The 20747-nt window shown below is 33.3% G+C and carries 14 protein-coding genes and 1 riboswitch; of the genes, 1 reads left to right on the forward strand and 13 read right to left on the reverse strand.

The features are described from left to right. Window positions 1-64: 64 nt before the first annotated feature. From K6T82_RS15685 to K6T82_RS15720, 8 genes are all read right to left on the reverse strand, one after another. Entirely contained in the window at window positions 65-490 is a 426-nt protein-coding gene (locus K6T82_RS15685; protein ID WP_223707413.1) for an OsmC family protein, read from the reverse strand. A gap of 124 nt (window positions 491-614) precedes the next feature. Then, the gene (thrA, locus tag K6T82_RS15690; RefSeq protein ID WP_223707414.1) at window positions 615-3029 is read right to left on the reverse strand and encodes a bifunctional aspartate kinase/homoserine dehydrogenase I; all 2415 of its coding nucleotides are present in this window, start codon (window positions 3027-3029) and stop codon (window positions 615-617) included. 1 nt (window position 3030) lies between these two features. Further along, window positions 3031-4014 (reverse strand): alpha/beta fold hydrolase, encoded by a 984-nt coding sequence (locus K6T82_RS15695; protein ID WP_223707416.1) that lies wholly within the window; start codon window positions 4012-4014, stop codon window positions 3031-3033. Window positions 4015-4093: 79 nt separating this feature from the next. Further along, window positions 4094-4201: riboswitch (SAM riboswitch) on the reverse strand. 189 nt (window positions 4202-4390) lie between these two features. Beyond that, window positions 4391-4594: a hypothetical protein gene (locus tag K6T82_RS15700; protein WP_223707418.1), complete on the reverse strand. Its 204-nt coding sequence runs from the start codon at window positions 4592-4594 to the stop codon at window positions 4391-4393. 633 nt (window positions 4595-5227) lie between these two features. Then, window positions 5228-6316 carry a homoserine dehydrogenase family protein gene (locus K6T82_RS15705; protein WP_223707421.1) on the reverse strand — a complete coding sequence of 363 codons (1089 nt, stop codon included), beginning with the start codon at window positions 6314-6316 and terminating at the stop codon, window positions 5228-5230. 150 nt (window positions 6317-6466) lie between these two features. Continuing rightward, on the reverse strand, window positions 6467-7771 hold the full coding sequence (locus K6T82_RS15710) for an O-acetylhomoserine aminocarboxypropyltransferase/cysteine synthase family protein (RefSeq protein WP_223707423.1): 1305 nt from the start codon (window positions 7769-7771) through the stop codon (window positions 6467-6469). 72 nt (window positions 7772-7843) lie between these two features. After that, entirely contained in the window at window positions 7844-8026 is a 183-nt protein-coding gene (locus K6T82_RS15715) for a hypothetical protein (RefSeq protein WP_223707425.1), read from the reverse strand. A gap of 331 nt (window positions 8027-8357) precedes the next feature. Then, a complete protein-coding gene (locus K6T82_RS15720; RefSeq protein WP_223707427.1) occupies window positions 8358-11204 on the reverse strand; it encodes a TonB-dependent receptor plug domain-containing protein in 2847 nt (948 codons plus the stop codon). A gap of 529 nt (window positions 11205-11733) precedes the next feature. Here K6T82_RS15720 and metK point away from each other — a divergent pair. Then, window positions 11734-12984, forward strand: a complete 1251-nt coding sequence (gene metK / locus K6T82_RS15725) for a methionine adenosyltransferase (protein WP_223707430.1) — start codon at window positions 11734-11736, stop codon at window positions 12982-12984. A 70-nt stretch (window positions 12985-13054) separates the two neighbouring features. Here metK and K6T82_RS15730 read toward each other — a convergent pair whose 3' ends face one another. The 5 genes from K6T82_RS15730 to K6T82_RS15750 all read right to left on the reverse strand — a co-directional run bounded on the left by K6T82_RS15730 (window position 13055) and on the right by K6T82_RS15750 (window position 20643). Then, window positions 13055-14521 (reverse strand): M28 family peptidase, encoded by a 1467-nt coding sequence (locus K6T82_RS15730; protein ID WP_223707433.1) that lies wholly within the window; start codon window positions 14519-14521, stop codon window positions 13055-13057. Between the two features lie 144 nt (window positions 14522-14665). Next, window positions 14666-15535 carry a CDC27 family protein gene (locus tag K6T82_RS15735; protein WP_223707436.1) on the reverse strand — a complete coding sequence of 290 codons (870 nt, stop codon included), beginning with the start codon at window positions 15533-15535 and terminating at the stop codon, window positions 14666-14668. A 276-nt stretch (window positions 15536-15811) separates the two neighbouring features. Continuing rightward, window positions 15812-16909: a hypothetical protein gene (locus K6T82_RS15740; protein ID WP_223707438.1), complete on the reverse strand. Its 1098-nt coding sequence runs from the start codon at window positions 16907-16909 to the stop codon at window positions 15812-15814. A 91-nt stretch (window positions 16910-17000) separates the two neighbouring features. After that, window positions 17001-19685, reverse strand: coding sequence for a carboxypeptidase-like regulatory domain-containing protein (locus K6T82_RS15745; RefSeq protein ID WP_223707440.1), 2685 nt, complete (start codon window positions 19683-19685; stop codon window positions 17001-17003). Between the two features lie 61 nt (window positions 19686-19746). After that, the gene (locus K6T82_RS15750; protein WP_223707442.1) at window positions 19747-20643 is read right to left on the reverse strand and encodes a GLPGLI family protein; all 897 of its coding nucleotides are present in this window, start codon (window positions 20641-20643) and stop codon (window positions 19747-19749) included. Window positions 20644-20747 lie beyond the last annotated feature (104 nt).

Here is a 20747-nt window from a genome sequence, read left to right on the forward strand (position 1 = left end):
CTGAACTTAAATTCAAATATTTAGAGTTAATTATCTAATTGCCTAATTAACTCATTTTCTAATTTTACAAAGCTTCTTTGTTCAAAACCACTTTGTAGTTAATTGTTGCAGTTGGCTCAACCGTTTTGGCAACTGAACAATATTTCTCGAAAGAAAGTTGTGCTGCTTTTTTTGCTTTTTCAGGATTGATTTCTCCTTCTAAATAAAAAACCACATCGATTTCTTTAAAAGGTTTTGCTTCTCCAACTTGCACACGAAGTCCTTCAACCTCAGCATCAAATGAAGTGATTTCCTGACGTTGTTTCTTTAAAATTGAAATCATATCAATAGCGCTGCATCCTGCAACTCCCATCAATACTAATTCCATTGGACTTGCACCTAAATCGCTTCCACCAAATTCGGCTCTGCTATCAACGTCAACTACGTGTCCGCGTTCATTTTTTACTTTAAAATGAAATGCGTCATTTACTCTGTTTAAAGTTACTTTCATTGTGTTGTTATTTTTTTTGTTTTTTATTCTTGTCATTGCGAGGAACGAAGCAACCTCACTATCACACAAAGCTTGATTTTGCAAATGTGATTGCTTCGTTCCTCGCAATGACAAACTAGACTTTTTATCCTCTATCAGATAATCTCAAAATATCTCCGAAAACTCCTCTTGCCGTTACTGCAGAACCTGCACCGGCTCCTTGAATAACAATTGGGCGATCTCCGTAAGATTCCGTATAAATTTCGAAGAAAGAATCAGAACCTTTTAATCCGCCAAGAGCTGTGTCTGATGGAACTGAAACTAATTTTACTTCTAAATTTCCTTTATCATTCTGCAAATCCCCAGACAATTCACCAATATATCTCAACACGTGATTTGGCTGTTGTTCTGCTTTTATTTTAGCATAAATTGGATCGAATTCTTTCAATTTTGTCAAGAAATCGGCTGCGCTTCCTTCACGTAAATGTTCTGGAATTAAATTCTGAATTGAAATTTCTTCAAACTCATTTTGCAAGTCTAATTCTCTAGCTAAAATTAATAATTTTCTTCCAACATCGTTTCCGCATAAATCCTCACGCGGATCTGGTTCTGTATATCCGTTATCAATTGCTTCTTGCAAGATTTCGCTGAAAGGAGCATCTTTTGCAGAGAAATTGTTGAATAAATAACTCAATGTTCCAGAGAAAACTCCTTTAATTTTAGTGATATTTTCTCCTGAAAGGTGTAGTAATTTAATCGTGTCAATTAACGGTAAACCTGCACCAACATTGGTTTCATATAAATAATTCTTTTGGTTTTCTTCTAAAGCACTTCTCAATTCTTTATAAAAACCATAGCTTAATGTATTGGCTACTTTATTTGAAGAAATCAAGTCAAAACTGTTTTCTACAAGTGTAATATAATTTTCTACAAAAGCAGCACTTGCCGTATTATCAACCGCGATCAAGTTTTCTAAATGGTGCTCATTCGCGTAAGCGATAATATCTTTTATGGTGTAAGCCTCGCCCTTCGTTGTAATATCTTCTTTCCAACTATTTGTAACGCCATATTTGTTTAAAAGCAATTTTTTAGAATTCGCTATAGCAAATACATTCAGCTTAATATCTTTACGTTTTTCAATCGCAGCAGCCGATTCTAAAATCTGGTTAATCAAAGTTCCTCCCACTAATCCGTGACCGAAAATAGCGATGTTGATCTTTTTAGAAACTCCAAAAATTTCACCGTGAATTACGTTTAAGGCTTTGTTTAATTCTTCTTTTTTAACAACCAAACTCACGTTTTTACCCGTAACAGTGTTGTTGAACAAAATCGGAACAATTTTATTTTTGATTAAAGCCGTATATGGCTTGTGAAAAGTACTCAAATCCTGACCAATAATCGAAATTACCGATACATTATCTGTTACCGTAATTTGGTTTACGTCTTTAGAATAAAAGTCATTTTCGAATTCTTTTTCTAATTCCACAACCGCAGTTGTTGCTTTATCAGTTGCAACTACTAATCCAATTCCTCTTTCTGATGAACCTTGAGAAATGATACTTACACTGATGTTGTGATCGCCCATTACTTTAAAAATTCGAGCATCAACTCCTGCTTTTCCAAGTAATCCGCGTCCTTCAAGATTTACAAGAGAAACATTTTCTAAAACAGAAAGTGTTTTAATTCCTTCTTTAGAAGAATCTGAAGTGATTAAAGTTCCACGATTTTCGTGATTGAAAGTATTTAAAATTCGTAACGGAATATTCTTTTCTAACAAAGGAATAATCGTTTTAGCATGAAGAATCGTTGCTCCAAAATTTGCCAGCTCATTTGCTTCATTAAATGATAAATATTCGATTTTCTTAGCATCTGCAACCAAATCTGGATTTGCCGTGTAGATTCCGTCTACGTGCGTGAAGTTTTGTAGTTCTTCGGCATTTAAATAGTTTGCGATTAACGAAGCGGTATAGTTACTGCCATTTCTACCTAAAGTAGTTGTGTCGTTGTTGTTATTAGATCCAATGAAACCTGTAACTATATTAACCGTTTCTCCGTTATGTTCTTTAAAATAATTGACTACATTTTTCTTTGAAAGCTGTTCTAAAGGCTGTGCGTCACCGAATTTAGAATCGGTTTTCAATAAATCTCTTGTATCTACAAAATTGGCTGGAATTCCTTTTTCCAACAAAATTGCCGTCAATAATTTAGCCGAAAGCAATTCTCCTTTAGACAAAATCTGATCTTTGATTTTTTTGCTGTAATCGCCAATTAGACTTACACCTTCAAAAAGTTTGTCTAAGACATTAAATTCTTCAGACAAATCAACTTGTGGGTAATCTGAGATTTGATATTTTTTAAAATTCTCTAATAATTCTTTGTAGCTGCCATTTTTTGCAGCAATACTTAAGATAAATTCAAGCTCATCTGTTGCGTTTCCGCGTGCAGAAACTACAACAGCGATTTTCTCACCTTGATTTACTTTATCAACAATGATCGAAACAACTTTATTAAGTCCTTCTCCGTTTGCTAATGATTTACCTCCAAATTTTAATACTTTCATTTTATTTCTTTATTGTTTCTGCCTTAAAAATGTCGGCAAGTAAATGATCTAATTGTTTGTACTCGATTAAAAAAGCGTCGTGTCCGTGAACTGAGACAATTTCGCTATAGAAAACATTGTCTTTAAACTTCTTCAATTCTTCGTAGGTTTCTACGTTTTCTTTTGCTGTAAAAAACAAATCCGAATTGATTCCGACAATATGAATTGAAGCTTTGGTTTGAGACATTAAGTTTTCAAAACTTTCACTATTTCTAGTAATATCAATTGTTTTAAGCAACTGATTCATTAATTTATAAGAAGACAATTGAAATCTTTTCTGCAATTTTTTTCCGTGATGTGCCAACCAACTTTCAATATTAAAAATCAAAAGATCCTGATTGATGGTACGCTGAAATTTCTCTTTGAATGATTCTGGCGAACGGTAACAAAGCATCGCATGAATTCTAGCATCTTCAATAGGTTTTGAAGAATTGTTTAGAATTTGTTCCTGTAAAAAGCAGTTCGCAATAAGCCAATCGGTAGATTTCCAGTCGCTCGCAATCGGAATAAGGTTTTCTGTGATGTTTGGCTCTAAAGCTAAAATTTCCCAAGCAATTCCACCTCCAACAGAACCTCCGATAACCGCAAAAAGTTTTTCGATTTCTAATGCTTTTATTCCTTCAATAAAAATTCTAGCAACATCTCTTGCTGTAAAATCATGATAATTATCGATTAAAAAAGAATTGCTTCCGTTTCCTGGAATATCAAATGCTAAGATGGTGTAAACAGAAGTGTCAATAGTTTTACCTTCTCCAATTAAATCGTTCCACCAGCCGTTTTCTCCTGTAACCTGAGAATTTCCTGTTAAGGCATGATTTACCAAAACGATAGGCGCGCTATACAAAGACTTACCTGCCAATGTAAAATTTAATGGTATAGAATGATAATTTGCACCACTTTCTGTGATGAAATCTTGAATTATAATAGGGTTTGGTATATTTTCCAATTTCAAATCTGTTGTATTATCTGATTTGTATGTGGAAATATTAGAAAGAAAAAACTAGTTTAAACTAGAAAAAATCTTGTTGTTATCTTTCCACGTTTGGCGTGGTAGAATGTAGCACCTTCTTCGTTTTACCGAAGGGTTGCTAAGGCTTCATCGGGTCTAATCCCTCGTCCTTTCTTTATAACATTTCAATACGTGTTTGAACTTAACGGTGCAAATTAACTACTAATTTCTTTAACAAACAAATTTATTCTATATCTGTTTGTTAAATTTCTTGAACATCTTTCAGCAAAAACTATTATACGCAAAAAATTACCGAACAGTAATGCCCAGTAAAATTAAGCAGGTTTTAACCTAGTTTATGTCACTTCTCTGTTTAGATGAAAAGCGTTTCATTTTCTTTTGAATACATCAAAAACAATAAAGAATTCGGTACATTTTTGATTGTACTTTTATCTGCCTCTGTTATTCCGAATCTTGGATGAGCCAATTCGTTTGTTGGCGGCGGCGGATTGTTGTTTTTTGTCCTTCTGTTTTTCAATTTAGAAATTTTTTCTGTTAAGTAGTTCAATGTGCTCATGATATTTAAGTTTAGTTCAGTTTGCGTTTTATAATGTTTATTTCTCTTTTATCTTTTTGTTAAATCGTTTTGAAGAATAAAAAAACCCTTTTGGATTTTTAGATACCAAAAGGGTTTAAGTTTTTAAACTCATTTATTCTTTTTAGTATCAACAGACCAGCACGCAAATAAGCGCGACAGCAAACATCTTAGTGTTCATCTGTAAGGATTTATTCATCTGTGATTTATATTTTATTTTAAAATTCTGCATTTGTGTAAATTAAAAAGCCTCCCAAAATTTTTCGGGAGGCTTTTACTATATATTGTGATTTCTTACAATTTTTAAGCAATAGACAACCCAGCCTCGGTAATAACCGAAATGGCACAAAACATTTTGTTGACTTTTAAGTTCATTTGATTTCTAGTAGTTTTTGGGTATAACAAATATGCAACTATTTTTTTTATTACACAAATGAAAATCAAGAATTTAATTACAAAATTCGTTAAAAATGTGTTTTTTCACGACAAAAATCATCTTACAAAAATAACACGAGTAAAAAACCTACAAAAACAATCGTTTTCTCTCTGTATTTCGCTTGACAAATCAGTTTATCAAAGAACTTTTTTCTTTATTTTTCTATTTTATGAGAAAATCTACAACCAAACTGCTTCTTTATTTCTAATTTTTTCCGCAATTTTTAAAATATCAGTTATAATTCCTCTCGAAATTGCTTGTTTGCAAGGTGGGGCACTTTGAATAACAATAGGAACATTGGCGTACGATTTCGTATAAATTTCAAAAATAGTATCCGAACCCTTTAATTGTCCAATTGCTGAATCTGTTGGTTCCGAAATTAATTTTACTTCTAAAATTCCTTTCTCAACATCAAATTCACCAACATATCGCAATACATGATTATCTGCTTGTGTGATTTTAGCAATTTTAAAAGATTTATCGACCTCATCTTTATTGAGTACGCCGTTCTTTTCTAAATGTTGCTCAGTAATAAATGGTTTTACTTTTATGTCTGAAAACTCAAAATCTTTTCCTATTTCTCTAGCAAGTATCAAAAGTTTTCTGGCAGTATCATTTCCTGATAAATCTTCTTTAAAAGTGGATTTCATCAAACCTCGAAGACTCGCGTCCTTCAAAACAGAAGAAAATGAAACATCTTCCGATGAAAATCGATTGAAAACATAACTCAGATTATCGGAGAAAACACCGCGTATTTTGGTGATTTTTTCTCCAGAATAATACAAATCTCTTAAAGTCTGCAAAACCGGAATTCCAGTATCTACCGATGTTTCATACAGAAACTCTTTATCGTACTTTTTAAGATTTTCTCGAAGTTCTTTATACAAATCAATCGGGAGCGTATTGGCTTTTTTGTTTACCGCAACAATATTGAATCCGTTTTCTATTAAGGTGTTATAATGTTTTACCAATTCGTCACTAGCTGTGGCATCTACCGCAATCAGGTTTTCAAATTCATTTTCTTTGGCAAATTCAATAATATCTTTCACTTTAAAAGGAACTGCCAATTGTAGAAAATTAGTTTCCCAAGAATAACCTACTCCTTCTTTTTCAAAAAAAGCAACCGTCGAATTGGTAATAATCGGAAAATGAAAATCGACATTTTTGCTTTCCAGAAAAAATTCTTGACTTTCAATAATCTGATTGATCAAAGTACTTCCGATATTTCCAATTCCGAAAAGAATGATGTTTATTTTAAGCTTTGACATAATTTCTATCATTTTAGTTTTTAACCACATTGAGACGCACTGCAGTGCGCCTCTACATGGTTTAATTTTTATAATGATGCTTTTCATAAAAAATTACCTTTAGCAAAACCACTCGCTAAAGGCAATTTTTCAAACAAAAAACAAAAAAACCTAATTTTTATTGATACTGTATTGTGAAAGTTTAACGCTTTCAAAAACAGCTTCTAGATCTGCAATCAAATCTTCAATATCTTCAATTCCGACAGAAAGTCGAATCAAGTCTTTTGAAACTCCAGTTTCTAATTGTTCTTCTTCCGTCAATTGTTGGTGTGTTGTACTTGACGGATGAATAATCAATGATTTTGTATCACCAATATTGGCCAATAATGAGAATAGTTTTGTTTCATCAACTACTTTTTTCGCCGCATCAAAACCACCTTTTAATCCGAATGTGATGACGCCACTTTGACCTTGCGGCAAATATTCTTTAGCCAAATCATTGTATTTACTCGACTTCAAACCTGGATAATTTACCCAAACTACCTCATCCTGTTTCTCTAACCATTCGGCCAGAGCCAAAGCATTTTCACTATGTTTCTTAATTCGAATTGGAAGCGTTTCTAAACCTTGAATGATCTGAAAAGCATTAAACGGACTCAAAGCTGAACCAAAATCACGTAAACCTTCAATTCGTGCTTTTGCAATAAAAGCCGCATTTCCTAAAGCTTCATGATATACTAATCCGTGGTATCCTGCAGATGGTTCGGTAAATTCTGGGAATTTTCCGTTTGCCCAATCAAAGTTTCCAGCATCAATGATAACGCCTCCTAACGAAGTTCCGTTTCCTGCGATATATTTAGTTAAGGAGTGAATTACAATATCGGCGCCATATTTAATTGGGTTTAATAAATAAGGGGTCGCAACTGTATTGTCTACTATAAATGGCACTTTGAATGCTTTGGCTTCTGCCGAAATTCCTTTTAGATCCAATACATCTAGTTTCGGATTTCCAAGAGATTCAACAAAGAAAGCTCGTGTATTTTCTTTTGCTGCTTTAGTAAAATTTTCAGGTTTTGAAGGATCAACGAAAGTGGTTGTGATTCCTAATCGTGGTAAAGTTACTTTTAAAAGATTATAAGTTCCTCCATATAAACTATTTGAAGCCACGATGTGATCACCGGCTCTTAGCAAAGTTAATAAGGATGTAGAAATTGCCGATGCTCCTGAAGCCGTTACAACCGCTCCGATTCCGCCTTCAAGCGCTGCCAGTCGTTGTTCTAAAACATCGTTTGTTGGGTTATTTAATCTCGTGTAAATGAATCCTGCTTCAGCAAGACCAAATAAATTGGCTGCATGATCGGCATTATTAAATACATAAGAAGAAGTTTGATAAATTGGCACTGCTCTTGTTCCTGCATTTTTAGTAACATCGTGTCCTGCGTGTAGTGCGTTGGTTGCAAATTTTTGTGTACTCATGATTTCTTAGTTTTTTAAATATTGTTAATACGTTATATATTGTAATGTGATTTTTAAAATTGGGATTTAGATTTAAGCGAAAAATTCTTCTGCCTCTTCTAGTTCATACATTTGAAACAACAATGATTTTTGATTTGCCTTTTGCTCTTCGTTAATTCTTAAAACCTCTCTTGCGATTTCTTCTGATGTAGTATTATTTTTTTGAGAATCGTTTCTCAGTAAATATTCTATTGCGATTGAATTTAATGTTTTCATAATTTTTAATTTTAAATGATTTGGAAATAAAAAAGCCCTTTCGGATGGCGACCAAAAGGGCTTATAGTTTAACTATAACAAAGATTGTATCTTTCACTTTTGGCAACAGCAGTGCGGGATGCACATTGGCATCATCTTACAACACATCATATTTCTTTTTGCTATTGCTTTCATTTTATTAAACTTATTATTTTTTTAAACTCGACTATTTCTATAGAGTAAAAGTAGTAAATATTATTTAACCACCAAATTAAAAATGGAAAATTTGTATTATTTTTTTCAAAATTTTCTTTCAAGCCTTTATTTTAAAGACTTGAAAGAAACTATTTTATTAGAATTTAAAGCTCAAACGTGCAAATCCGAATCTTCCATTCAATCCAAATTGAGAAACCGCTCTTGAATAAGCAAACTGATTGGCATTACTTAAATCTGTACTTGGTGCTGGAGATAAAGTTGGAGTTGTATTTGTAAATGCTGGAGTCGAAGGATTATTTCTATCCGGATAAACATCTCCTATATTATTAAAGCCAACTGTTGCTCTGAAATGCTCGTTGATTTGATATCCAAAAGATAAATCGGTAACCAATTTGGCACTGTATTCTGGATGTTCGTACACAGAAGAGAATCCGTCTAGATTAACATCTGTCGCTCCTGGATCTGTAACTTTTCCGAAATAGCTATTTCTTAAATAAATATCCAATTTTTTAATACTGAAAGTCGTCATTAAGTTAGCTTTCAATTTCGGAATTGCTTCTTCTAAATACACTCGGCTTGATTCTGGAAAAAACGAATAAATATAAGGATCTCCACCAGCATCAATAATAGATTGCGGCACATTCAAATCACCCACTCTTTTGGTTTCATTGTAGCTTAAAGCGAAGTCATTTCTGATTACAAAATCCTGAATTACATCGTACTTTTGAGAAATTACCAAATCAATTCCTTTGGTTTCAGAATCAATTCCGTTTGTCCAGAAAGAAGCTCTTTCTACGCCTTTCAAATCAAATGCTTCTTGAAATAAAGTCAACGCTTGCGCTTGTTCTGGTGAAGTCGCCGCTCCGATTTGTGCATCAGTTGGTCTAGAATATTGTCCAGACAATACAATTCTGTCGTTGATTCTTGTAAAATAAGCATCTGTTGCAATCGTTATGTTCGCTTCAGGAATCTTGAATGTAAATCCGGTACTAATACTTTTTGATTTTTCTGGTTTTAAGCTTTCAATTCCGATACTTTTTGCAGCTTGCGAATCATTAGTAAAATAACCCACTTGGTAAGGCGAGCCATTTATAAACTGAGTTGAACTTGCTTCAAAATATCTTTGTTGTAAAGACGGCGCTCTAAAACCTGTTTGACCAGAAATTCTCCAGTTGATATTGTCTGTTAATTTTAAAAGAGAAGCTAATTTGAAAGTAACGGTATTTCCAAAATCTGAATAGTTTTCATAACGTGCCGCTCCATTTACCAACCATTTTTCTGTCACATTCAATTCTAAATCAACGTAAGCAGCACCACTTTTTCTGTCTTTTTCTTTTGCATCTGAAGGCTGGAATCCAGAAAATCCTTGCGCTCCTGCTCCTCTTTTATTTCCGAAAAAGTCGGTTACGATTAATGGTGAAGTGCTTGGAAGGACTCCAGAAACGAAATCTCCGTTTACATCATATAATCCGTAAGAAGCTTGTTCTCCCGCTTTAATTTGATAATTTTCGTATCTGAATTCACCTCCAAAAGCCACATTCAATCCAGAAAGAATATCCAGTTTTTTACTGAAATCTAAATTGGTTGTACTTTGTAAAAATGAAACTTTCCCTGCATCAAAACTAAAAGGAGAATTGGTTCCTAAAGTTGCATTGATCGTATTATTGACATCATAATTAAAAGAGTTTGTTCCTAAAGTTGAACTCAAATCGGTATCAAATCCGAACAATTCTGTTGTAACTCCAACTGCCGCAGAAGCATCTAAAATTTTAGATTCTATTTCTGGTAAAAATCCGTTTTCATACACTTGCGTAAAAGTTCCAGAACCATTTGGCAATCTGTTGAAAGCATACGATTGACCGTTTCTATAAGATATTCCACCAAAAGAATATAAAGAAGTGTTTTCTGTTAAAGGATATTTGGCATTATAATACGCTTGTCCAGAAGCCAATTCTGATTGTCCGACACTCATATTATAATCACTTCTCTGTTGTCCTCTATAAGCCAATTCATTATTCGTTACATCAAAATTCAAAGCCGTCTGCATTTGGGCAATTGTTGTTGCAGACGAAATTGCATTTTGCTGTGCTGTTGTAAAATAACTTACTTGCGGCGCATATTGTTTTAATGAAGACAAAATTTGCGCAGAGTTTGAAGTAGAATTAATATTACTGAATAACGAATTGATTTCGACACCATTTTGTGCTGCTCTATTTTCAACCGCATTGTAGGCATTAAAAATAGCGTTACTTCTAATTCCTGCTCTACTTGTAGCTTGTCTTGTAACAGCAGTACCCGTGACGTTTAAATAACTTCCGGGTTTTCCTAAAGAAGTTCCGTAGTTTAAATCGACTTGAACGGTTTGTCCATCGGCTCCTCCTTTAAAGTTATTGGATCCAGAAGACAAGTTTGTTCCGTATTGAATTCCACCCGTTAAATAATTAGCATTCTTTTTCAATACAATATTAATAACTCCAGCAATCGCATCAGAACCGTATTGTGCCGCTGCTCCATCTCTTAAAACCTCAATTCTTTCGATTGCAAAAGACGGAATGGCATTTAAATCTGTTCCAACAGAACCTCTCCCTGGCGATCCATTAATGTTTACCAAAGCACTAGTATGTCTTCTTTTTCCATTTACTAAAATCAAAACCTGATCTGGTCCTAATCCTCTTAATTGTGCAGGATCAACGTGGTCTGTTGCATCTGCTGTAGATGTTGCATTACTGGTAAACGAAGGCGCGACATAATTTAAAATCTGCGTAACGCTCGTTTGCGGCGCCCCTTTTGTGATTTCAGATACATTAAAAACATCAACCGGAACCGGCACATCTGTTTTTACTCTGTTTTTACTTCTTGATCCAATAATCGTAACTTCTGATAATTCGTTATTTTTTAAACTATCTTGTTCTTTTTTATTTTCTTGGGCATAAATCCCTGAAAATGTGAAAAGACCTAAAACGATAAGTACATTTTTCTTCATTTGTTTACTGATTAATTATTGTTTTTGGTTTTAATAAAAATCTTACAGCTTTTTCTTTTTAGAACAAAAAAAACCTCTGCGGTCTGCAGAGGTTCTATATATTGTTGAAAATAAACTACAATAGAGTCTCTGCGGAAAATTCCGGCATCTTACAAGACATCATATTGTTAACTGTAAATTTCATGTGTTTTTGTTGTTTTAACGAGGCAAATGTCTGAACTATTTTTGAACCAGCCAAACAAAAATCGAAATATTTTCCAATACCCTATCAAAATACTATACTTCTGTTAAATTTCTCTGATAAAAAATAAAAAAAGTTGAACTTTAATTTGCAAATCAAAATCGTTTTATACCTTTGCACCCGAAACAGAGGAAAAATTTGAACTGATTGCAACCTCTTCATAATGAAATGATTCGTTATGAATGCTGAAAAATTCATTTCAGTAGTAAAAAATGCTAAAGCAGAAACTCTCCTTTAGCCCTTTTTAGCAATTATCTTCCTCAATTAATTTTAAATTTAATCATTATTATGGCTTATTTATTTACGTCAGAATCTGTTAGTGAAGGGCATCCAGACAAAGTTGCAGATCAAATTTCGGATGCACTAATTGACAACTTTTTGGCATTTGATGCTGAATCAAAAGTAGCATGTGAAACTTTAGTTACAACTGGTCAGGTAATTTTGGCTGGTGAAGTAAAATCGAATACTTATCTTGATGTGCAGCAAATTGCACGTGAAGTAATCCGTAAAATTGGATATACTAAAAGTGAATATATGTTTGAAGCGAATTCTTGTGGAATTCTTTCTGCTATTCACGAACAATCTGCAGATATTAACCAAGGTGTTGACAGAGCTAAGCCAGAAGAGCAAGGTGCTGGTGACCAAGGAATGATGTTTGGTTACGCTACAAACGAAACTGAAAACTATATGCCATTGGCATTAGATTTATCTCATAAATTATTACAAGAATTAGCTATTTTAAGACGTGAAAACAAAGAAATCACTTATTTACGTCCAGATGCTAAATCTCAGGTTACTTTAGAATACAGCGACGATAACAAACCAACTCGTATTGATGCGATTGTTATCTCAACTCAACACGATGATTTTGACGAAGAAGCTACAATGTTGGCTAAAATCAAAAAAGATATTGTTGAAATCTTGATTCCTAGAATTATCGCTAAAAACCCAGAGCACGCTCATTTATTCAACGATAAAATCAACTACCATATTAACCCAACAGGTAAATTCGTTATCGGAGGACCTCACGGAGATACTGGTTTAACAGGAAGAAAAATCATTGTTGATACTTACGGTGGAAAAGGTGCTCACGGTGGTGGTGCATTCTCTGGAAAAGATCCAAGTAAAGTAGACAGAAGTGCTGCTTATGCAACTCGTCATATCGCTAAAAACTTAGTTGCTGCTGGTGTTGCTGACGAAATCTTAGTTCAGGTTTCTTACGCAATTGGAGTTGCTGAGCCAATGGGAATCTTCATTGAAACTTACGGAACTTCTAAAGTAAACTTAACTAACGGTGAAATCGCTAAAAAAGTAGAAGCTATCTTTGATATGCGTCCTTACTTTATCGAACAACGTTTGAAATTAAGAAACCCAATCTACAGCGAAACTGCTGCTTACGGACACATGGGACGTAAACCAGAAACTGTAACTAAAACTTTCTCTGCTCCAGGCGGAAACGAAAAAACGGTTACTGTTGAATTGTTTACATGGGAAAAACTTGATTTTGTTGACCAAGTAAAAGCTGCATTTGGATTGTAATTCAATCTGAATTTTAAATATAAAAAACCCGATTTCTAATTGAAATCGGGTTTTCTTTTTTTATATGAACTTATCTTTCCAATTGCACATTAGGCAATGTTTTTGGACGATTAGCCTCATTAGATAAAATCCATCCTGTTCTATACATCCACTCGGTCATTTTTTTTAGTTTGACGTAATCAATATTTTCTGATTCATCCATTGGAGTATGATATTGACTGTGCAACACACTGGTAAAGAAAACGGCGGGAATTCCTTTTCTTGCATAAGGTAAATGATCGGAACGGAAGTAAAAATACTCGGGATGTTCTGGTCTGTCCCAAAGTTTATCTAGTTCAAATTTTGGTCCTTCATCATTAGCTCTTTTGGCAATTGCAACCAAATCTGATGAATTTTCATGTGGAGAACTTGATCCTAATAAAGCCGCCTGATTTACATTGTTTCTTCCAATCATATCTCCATTTAAAACTGCAATGATATCTTTTTCAGGAACCGTTGGATGCGATGCATACCATCTTGACCCCAACAATCCTCGCTCTTCAGAACCATGAAAAACAAATAATGCTGTTCTTTTTCCAGGCTGTTTTTTATAGGCTCTCGCAATTGCCAACATGGCCACACAAGTACTTGCATTATCATCGGCTCCATTATAAATAGAATCTTGTCCGTATTTTTGACGAACTCCGTCATGATCTTGATGACCGCTGAAAAGCACATATTCGTTTTTTAATTTTGGATCTGTTCCTGCAATTGTTCCCACAACATTAACTGAAGGATATTTGTAGGTTTCTGAAATAACTTCTGCCGAGAAAATATCTTTTGTAGTTTTTAGATAATTTAATTGATCTCCATGAACCCAAAAAACAGGCATTGCCGGTAGAATTTTATCTCGTGCTCCTTCAATTCCATAAAGACCTCTTGTCATTTGAGGCTCAACTTGAGACCAGCTTTGTTCTGCTAATTCATCTGCAACGAAAATAAGTGCGATAGCTCCTTTTTTGACAACTTGCTCATAATATTTATTTTTTACCAATCCTGGGTAACGTCTGTCAAAAAGTGAGATATCGTCTGCTATTCCTTCTTTAGAAGCCAACAAAACAACAGCTTTTCCTGCAATATCGGCTTTTGCTATTTCTTCTTGTGTTGCAGCTCCTAAATAAACTAATGAACCTTCTACTTTTACATTAGTAGTTTCTGCCACCAGAACTTCTTTCCATAGTTTAAAATCTTTTTGTCCAATTTTAAATTTACTATTTGTGGTCACCTGATGTCTGTACAAATCAAAAAACTGAAAATAAGTTCCATCATCACCTGCTGGCGCCATTCCTGCTTCTTTTGCTTTATTTGCCAACCACATTGATACTTTTAATTCATCTAGTGTTCCTGCTTCACGGCCGTTAAAGTGATCACCGGCCATCTGGTACATATCGGTTCTGAGATCTTTATCTGTTATGGCCGAAACCAATGGTTTTTTTATTGCCTGACCAAAAGTCATTGCTCCAGAAGCAAGCAAAACAAGGATCATTCTGTTTTTCATAGATTTTAATTTTATACTATAAACTTAATCATTTCAAGGCAGGAATTTGACTTTTTACTATCAAAAACAACATTTCTTATCAAAATTCAAACAAAAATGGCTGTCTAAACAGACAGCCATTACGTTTTTCGCAACTATTAAATATTAGTAACTTCCGTTTTGCATTTTAACCAAAACTTCTTTTATTTCTTTTGCTGTTTCTTCCTCAATGTTAGCATCCAAATATTTAACCGCTAAAGTTTGCGTTTCTATCGCTTTTTGTTTTTGTCCGTCTTTATAATACAATTGAGCTAAAGTATCTAAATAATACGGATTGTTCTTTGTTACTACCAAACTGTATTCAGACCATTTAATGGCATCTTTTAGATAATTTGCATTCATCGGATTTTCTACAACCGTCCATGCAGCAGAATTACTTGTGCTTGAATGGTATTCTTTAAACGAATTCCATCCATCATACGAGTAACTTGAACTAGAATCTAATGTTGAAAAAATAGCATCTAATTTCTCAATCGGACTTCCACCAGCGAGCGTTGAATCAAAATAAGTGTTGAATTCTCTCAAATAAGTCGTATTAGAACCGTCGTTATCTTTAATCTGGCTTAAATAATAAAAATAGTTTCTGTAAGCGTCAAAATTTCCTTTTCCAGATGCAATAATTTTTTTGTAAACAGAATTGATTTTATCTTTATTCATATCACCCGTAACTCCATCTTGAGATGCATAAATATTTTGTTGTAATGCATTGGAAACTTCAGAAACGGCATTTCCTAAACTATGAAGTTCTGTTTTACTTCCATTGAAAGCCATACGTTTACTTTCAATTTCATCTGAATGTTTTAACAAATAATCAATCGCCAGAAAATCGGTATCATTTAAGATTCTGTCTTCGTTAAAAAGTTGTTTTGTAAATCCTAAATTCTTGATTTCTTTCACGATAGTTTCTGCCAAATACATATTGACCTGCTTATCTTTTTGATGTGACTCTATTAACTTTTTCCAGGCCTGTGTCACTTCTTTTTTATCTAAAGCCGTTTTTGTAATAACAAAGTCTGTAGAATTGGTATTATCGACTGTGTATTCTGATTCATAATCATAAGAAGATTCTAAAGCTGCGGCTTTGCTAAAAGCTTTGATTAAATCTGTATCTGAAGGCTTTTTGCTCTTAATAACATTATTTACAGAAATAAAAGCATCAGCTCTTAAAAGTCTGCGATAGAAATCGCCGTAGTAGTTAAATTGATATTTCTGTGTTTCTAAATCAGATTTTGCAGTGGCTAAAATATCCCCTTATCCATTTAAAACAACAATTCCGGGATCATTGGTAATCTTATTATTTTTCAGCCATTTTTTGTCATCGGCTTCAGCCAAATAATAATTGAAAACATCATAAATAGGATTATAACCATCGTACATGCTATAACTTGTCTGCGTTTCCTGATCTTTTACAAAATAATCAAAACTATTTTTCGCCGTTTTTTTGCTATCAATATAAACTGCTAAAAATTTATTACTATCTGAATCTTTAGTTGCAGTAATGGCTTTATTTAAACTATTTTCAATCTTTAATTTAAAATTATACTGATTACTGACTGGTGGGGCTATTGTAAGATCTGTAGCTGCAGCAGCGCTATCAACAGCAACAGCGCCTCCATAATCGTAACTTGAATCGTCTTTTCCTGGGTAGGTCCAATTTGCAATAGACTTGGTTTCTAATGGAAGAACTTTTGATTCCTTTTTAACGGGTTGCGGATCTTTTTCGTTAGTAAAAATCAACGGATTTAAACCTGATTTCTCGGAAATTTTCAACTCATTTGTAGCTCTATCAAAAAATCCTGCGATTTTTAAATCTCCAAGAACTGCCAATTCGTAACTAATGGTAACTTCCGAAGCATCTTTTGGTAATGCATATTTAAAAACACTGCTTTCTGCTCCATATTCTTCGTAGACCAGATACAAAAAGTCTGCTTTTTCAATTTCAAATTCTAAATCATTTTTAAGATATTCAGGATCTACTTTTATTTTAATATCCGAAAGTCTTTGGTATTTAACTTCTTCTTTTCCTTTTTGTGTACCAATGTAAAAGGAGTAATAAGAAGGGTCTAAGAATTTTACTTTTATACTTTTAGCTTTTTTATCGACTTTAAAAGAAAGATCAAAATTCGTCTTTGCTTCTGTATTTTTAGCAAATAATAAAGAATCGCCTTTTACTTCATATCCTCCAGAATAGAATACCAATTCGTATTTATTATCATCCAGTAAATTTAGTTTGATTTTTTGTCCTTTATTTTTAGATAAATAAGTTCCCTTTTCGATGCCATTTGTTTGAGATGAAACCGTTAATATTCCCAAAAACAAAAGCATTAAACTCCAAATAAAATTGCGCATAATTAAAATTTTGGTTTATAATTAAAACTCAAAGATACCTGATTCTTTTGGAACTAAAGTTTAAAAAACATCAATTAATGTACTTAAAATACTATAAATTATATTTCATTGAAAAGATAATATATCGCGGCTGAACGGTATATTGAGAAACTCTTGTAGAGAATTGCGTAAAATTATCATCATTAAGATATCTTGTATTCAATAAATTGGTTGCAGATACTTTATACTCCCATTTACTGTTCTTTTTTTGATAAATTAAACTGGCACTTAAGAAGTCATATTCGTTATCGACCGATTTATCTCCGTTATAGTAATGATAAAATTCATACTCCGAAACAAAAGAGAAACTGTCTAAGAAATAGTAATCTAATTTTGCAAAAGGCTTATCTGTGTAAAAAGTTGAACCACTGTATTTATTGACTAAAAGATTGTATCCAAATTCGATATTCGGCAGTTTTTTATAATTGGTTGAAGCTCTTACAGTATAACTTTGAACAAAACTTTCTGTTGTTGTAAAATCACCATTTTGTTTATTATTAAACTTTGACCAGTTTAAACTTGCATTGACTGAGGCTTTGTAATTCTTTAAAAATGAACGTCCATAAGCTCCCATTCCAGAAAAAGTTTCATCAGCTAAATTAGAATTAAAAGGAACTGAAGATTGGTTAATTCCATCAAACTTCGCTTCCGTTTTAATCGCATCCACTTTTCTTGTATAAGTAGCATTCGCAAAAATATTTTCGAAATTGAACATATTGTATTTAAAATAACGAAGTGAATGCACTTGTGAAGTCGCATTTTCTAAAGTACGATTTCCACGAAACAAACTGCTGTAATTAGACAAAACATAACCTTCTGCTAATTGATTAATGTCTGTAAAATCATTCGTTAGAGAGAAATTATAAGTCAACGTTTCAGATTTTTTAATTTGATATAAAGCAAAGAAATCTGGCAAGACTTTTACAAAGTTCTGAGAATAATCAGACCCCAGTTGTCCGTTTGTCATTTGATACGAATGAAGGCTTACACCTGGAGTAAGGGTGAATTTTCCAGTCAAAATTTTATAATGGAATCCTAAAAAAGCATCATTAAATCTGTAATCTACATCATTATTGTTTTCACTATTATTCAAATCATTTCTTTCTCCGTTATCCAATATTTGAAAAATATGCGAGTTGAAATTTTGATAGGAATACGTATTCCCTAGAGTAATATTGATATTGCTTTTTGGCGTTACCATATAATAGTAATCCAATTTGGCGTCTAATTTATTGGTTTTTACAAAACGATCTTGATTGTAATCATTCCTATCTTGTTTAATAAATCCCGACAAAGGGAAAGGGAGCGTATGGAGATTGGCATTATAAAACGGATTTTCGTCTTGATATAAATGCTGCATTTCAAAGGCAAAAATATTCTTTGCACTTTGCGTATAATACAAACTTAAATTCTGATTAATTGACGTCGGATCTTGTTTTTTGGTTGTAAAAATACTTTCTGGAGTTGATACATTTTGTACAATTTGTTCTCTAAACAAATCGGAATATTCTTCCTGCTTTGTCAATTTGGTTAAAATATCGTAATCAAACTGAAATTTATCGCTTGGTTTGTAGGTTGAACTTAATTTAAAAAGTCCCAAATTGTTTTTCTGACTTGTATTTTCTTCACGCCTTTCCTGATCTCCAGAATTCAAAATCGTTGATTGTGATTTGGTTTCTAATTCTGTTTTTGAAGTTGAAAGAATTCCGAAACCGCTTAGATTCCAAGCTTTATTGACAGAATAAGCGAAATTTGTAGCTCCGAATTTTGTTTCTATTTCTTTAGCCCGATTGTTTCTAAGTAATGAAATTCCCAAATCATTGGAAGAAACATTGAAACTGCTTCCTCCTTTTTTCATCATATTTTTAAATCCGCCTGTAAATTTAAAATAATCCTGTGCGGTTAAAGGTAGCTCTCCGATATTATTAAAATTGGTGATCAAATTAATGCTGTATTTTGGACTGTAATAGAATAATTTAGGATTAATAATATAACGGCTGTCCAATTCTGCAACACCAATACCTGCGGTAACATCTCCAAACCAAAAGTTCTTTTTTCCTTCTTTTAGTTTGATATTCATTGCTAGATTTTCTTGATCGTTTTCTAGACCTTTAAGAGCGCTTACTTCATTATAATTTCTTAAAACCTGAATTTTATCAATAGCATCGGCTGGAATATTTTTAACGCCAAGTTTAGTATCTCCATCAAAGAAATCTTTGCCTTCCACCATCAATTTACTGACTTTTTTTCCTTCCACTTCAATTTCGCCATCAGCGTTAACCTCAACGCCTGGAAGTTTTTTTAGAACATCTTCTAGCTTTCTCTCTGTTCCAGATTTGAAAGAATCAGCATTATAAACAATCGTGTCTCCTTTAATAGAAACGGGCATTTCGCGAACAATTTCAACACCTTCCAATTCGATTCCAGCCCCGTCCATAACAATATTTTGTGTCATGTTTTCAGATTTGGTTGCAATCGCCATTTCTTTAGATTTCATCCCCAAATAACTCACTTTAATAGTATAAGCAGTATTGGGTTTTAAAGTCAGTTGAAACTTTCCTTTATCATTGGTAATTCCGTATGAATCCATTGCTTTTGTACCATTGTTAATCGCCATAATATTGGCCATTTCCAGCGGATTTTTCTGTTCATCCTGAATGAAACCATCCAAACGGACACTTTGAGAAAAGCATATAGAGGTAAAAAGCAAGGCAAATACAAAGAGTATCTTATTCATTATCAAAATTTTGGAATTTGGAATTTGGAATTTGAAGTTTGGAATTTGAAGTTTTATAATTTTATCTTCCCATCGGAGGCGGTCCTCCTGCACGACCACGATTCATTTCTCTAAATTCTTCCATTTTTTTAATAACGGTTTCATCATATTCTTTCTGAGAAACTACTTTTCCTTTTTTAGAAGGCTTTATTTCTACTTTTTCTTTTGCGTTCAAAACAATTTTAGAGCATAATATAGTTGTGGTTCCATCATTAATCTCTAAAATTAAACCTGGAAGTCCCCAATAATTTTCTGGTCCTTGATTCACTGGGATTTCTGGTGTATACCAAGCTGTAACGACAATTTCTTTTGGCATTTCGAAGTTATCCGCAAAATTCGTTTTGATATCTCCCGACGTCTTTTTTGCCTCATCTTTTTTAGAATCTTTGTCGTCTTCTTTTTTAGGTCTGAAGTTTCTAAAATCGGTTTTACTTGGCGCTTTTACAGCTGTTGCCTTAAAACAATTATAACCTCCAATTTGTTTGGTTTCCTGTTCTAATTTCCAGTTTAATTTTGGAAGAGAATCTACAACCAAAAACTCTTTTCCCATAAATTCTTTATCAACCGTATACGACTTTGTTTTAACGTCTTTATAGAAAGTTCCGCCGCCACCGGTAAGCGAACCAAACATTACACGAAAACCACCTTGTTGTTGTCCCGGAGTTTCCAGTTTCTCTTCTTCTTTATATATAGATGCTGATTTATCGAAGTTTAAAACGAATGTTTTTTCGAGCATTTTTTTCATTCGTTCTTCCATGCTTTTTTGCATTTCTGGCGTAATATCTCTGTTTCCACGCATTCCTTCAAACTTTGGCGCTTGTGTTTTTGACTCGTAAACAGCCATTCCTTGAAAATCTTTTTGAGCCTGCATTTGTGCACCAACAAGCATCAAAGTCATATAAAAAAATAGTTTCTTCATTTCATTTTCTTTAAAAGTGAGTAAATCCGATAAAACTTACACTCAAATGTATTATTAATTTTAAAATCCTAAAAATTAAATATATCAACTACTTTAGGATATAG

It is taken from the genome of Flavobacterium potami, from assembly GCF_020026915.1.
Lineage (GTDB): Bacteria > Bacteroidota > Bacteroidia > Flavobacteriales > Flavobacteriaceae > Flavobacterium > Flavobacterium potami.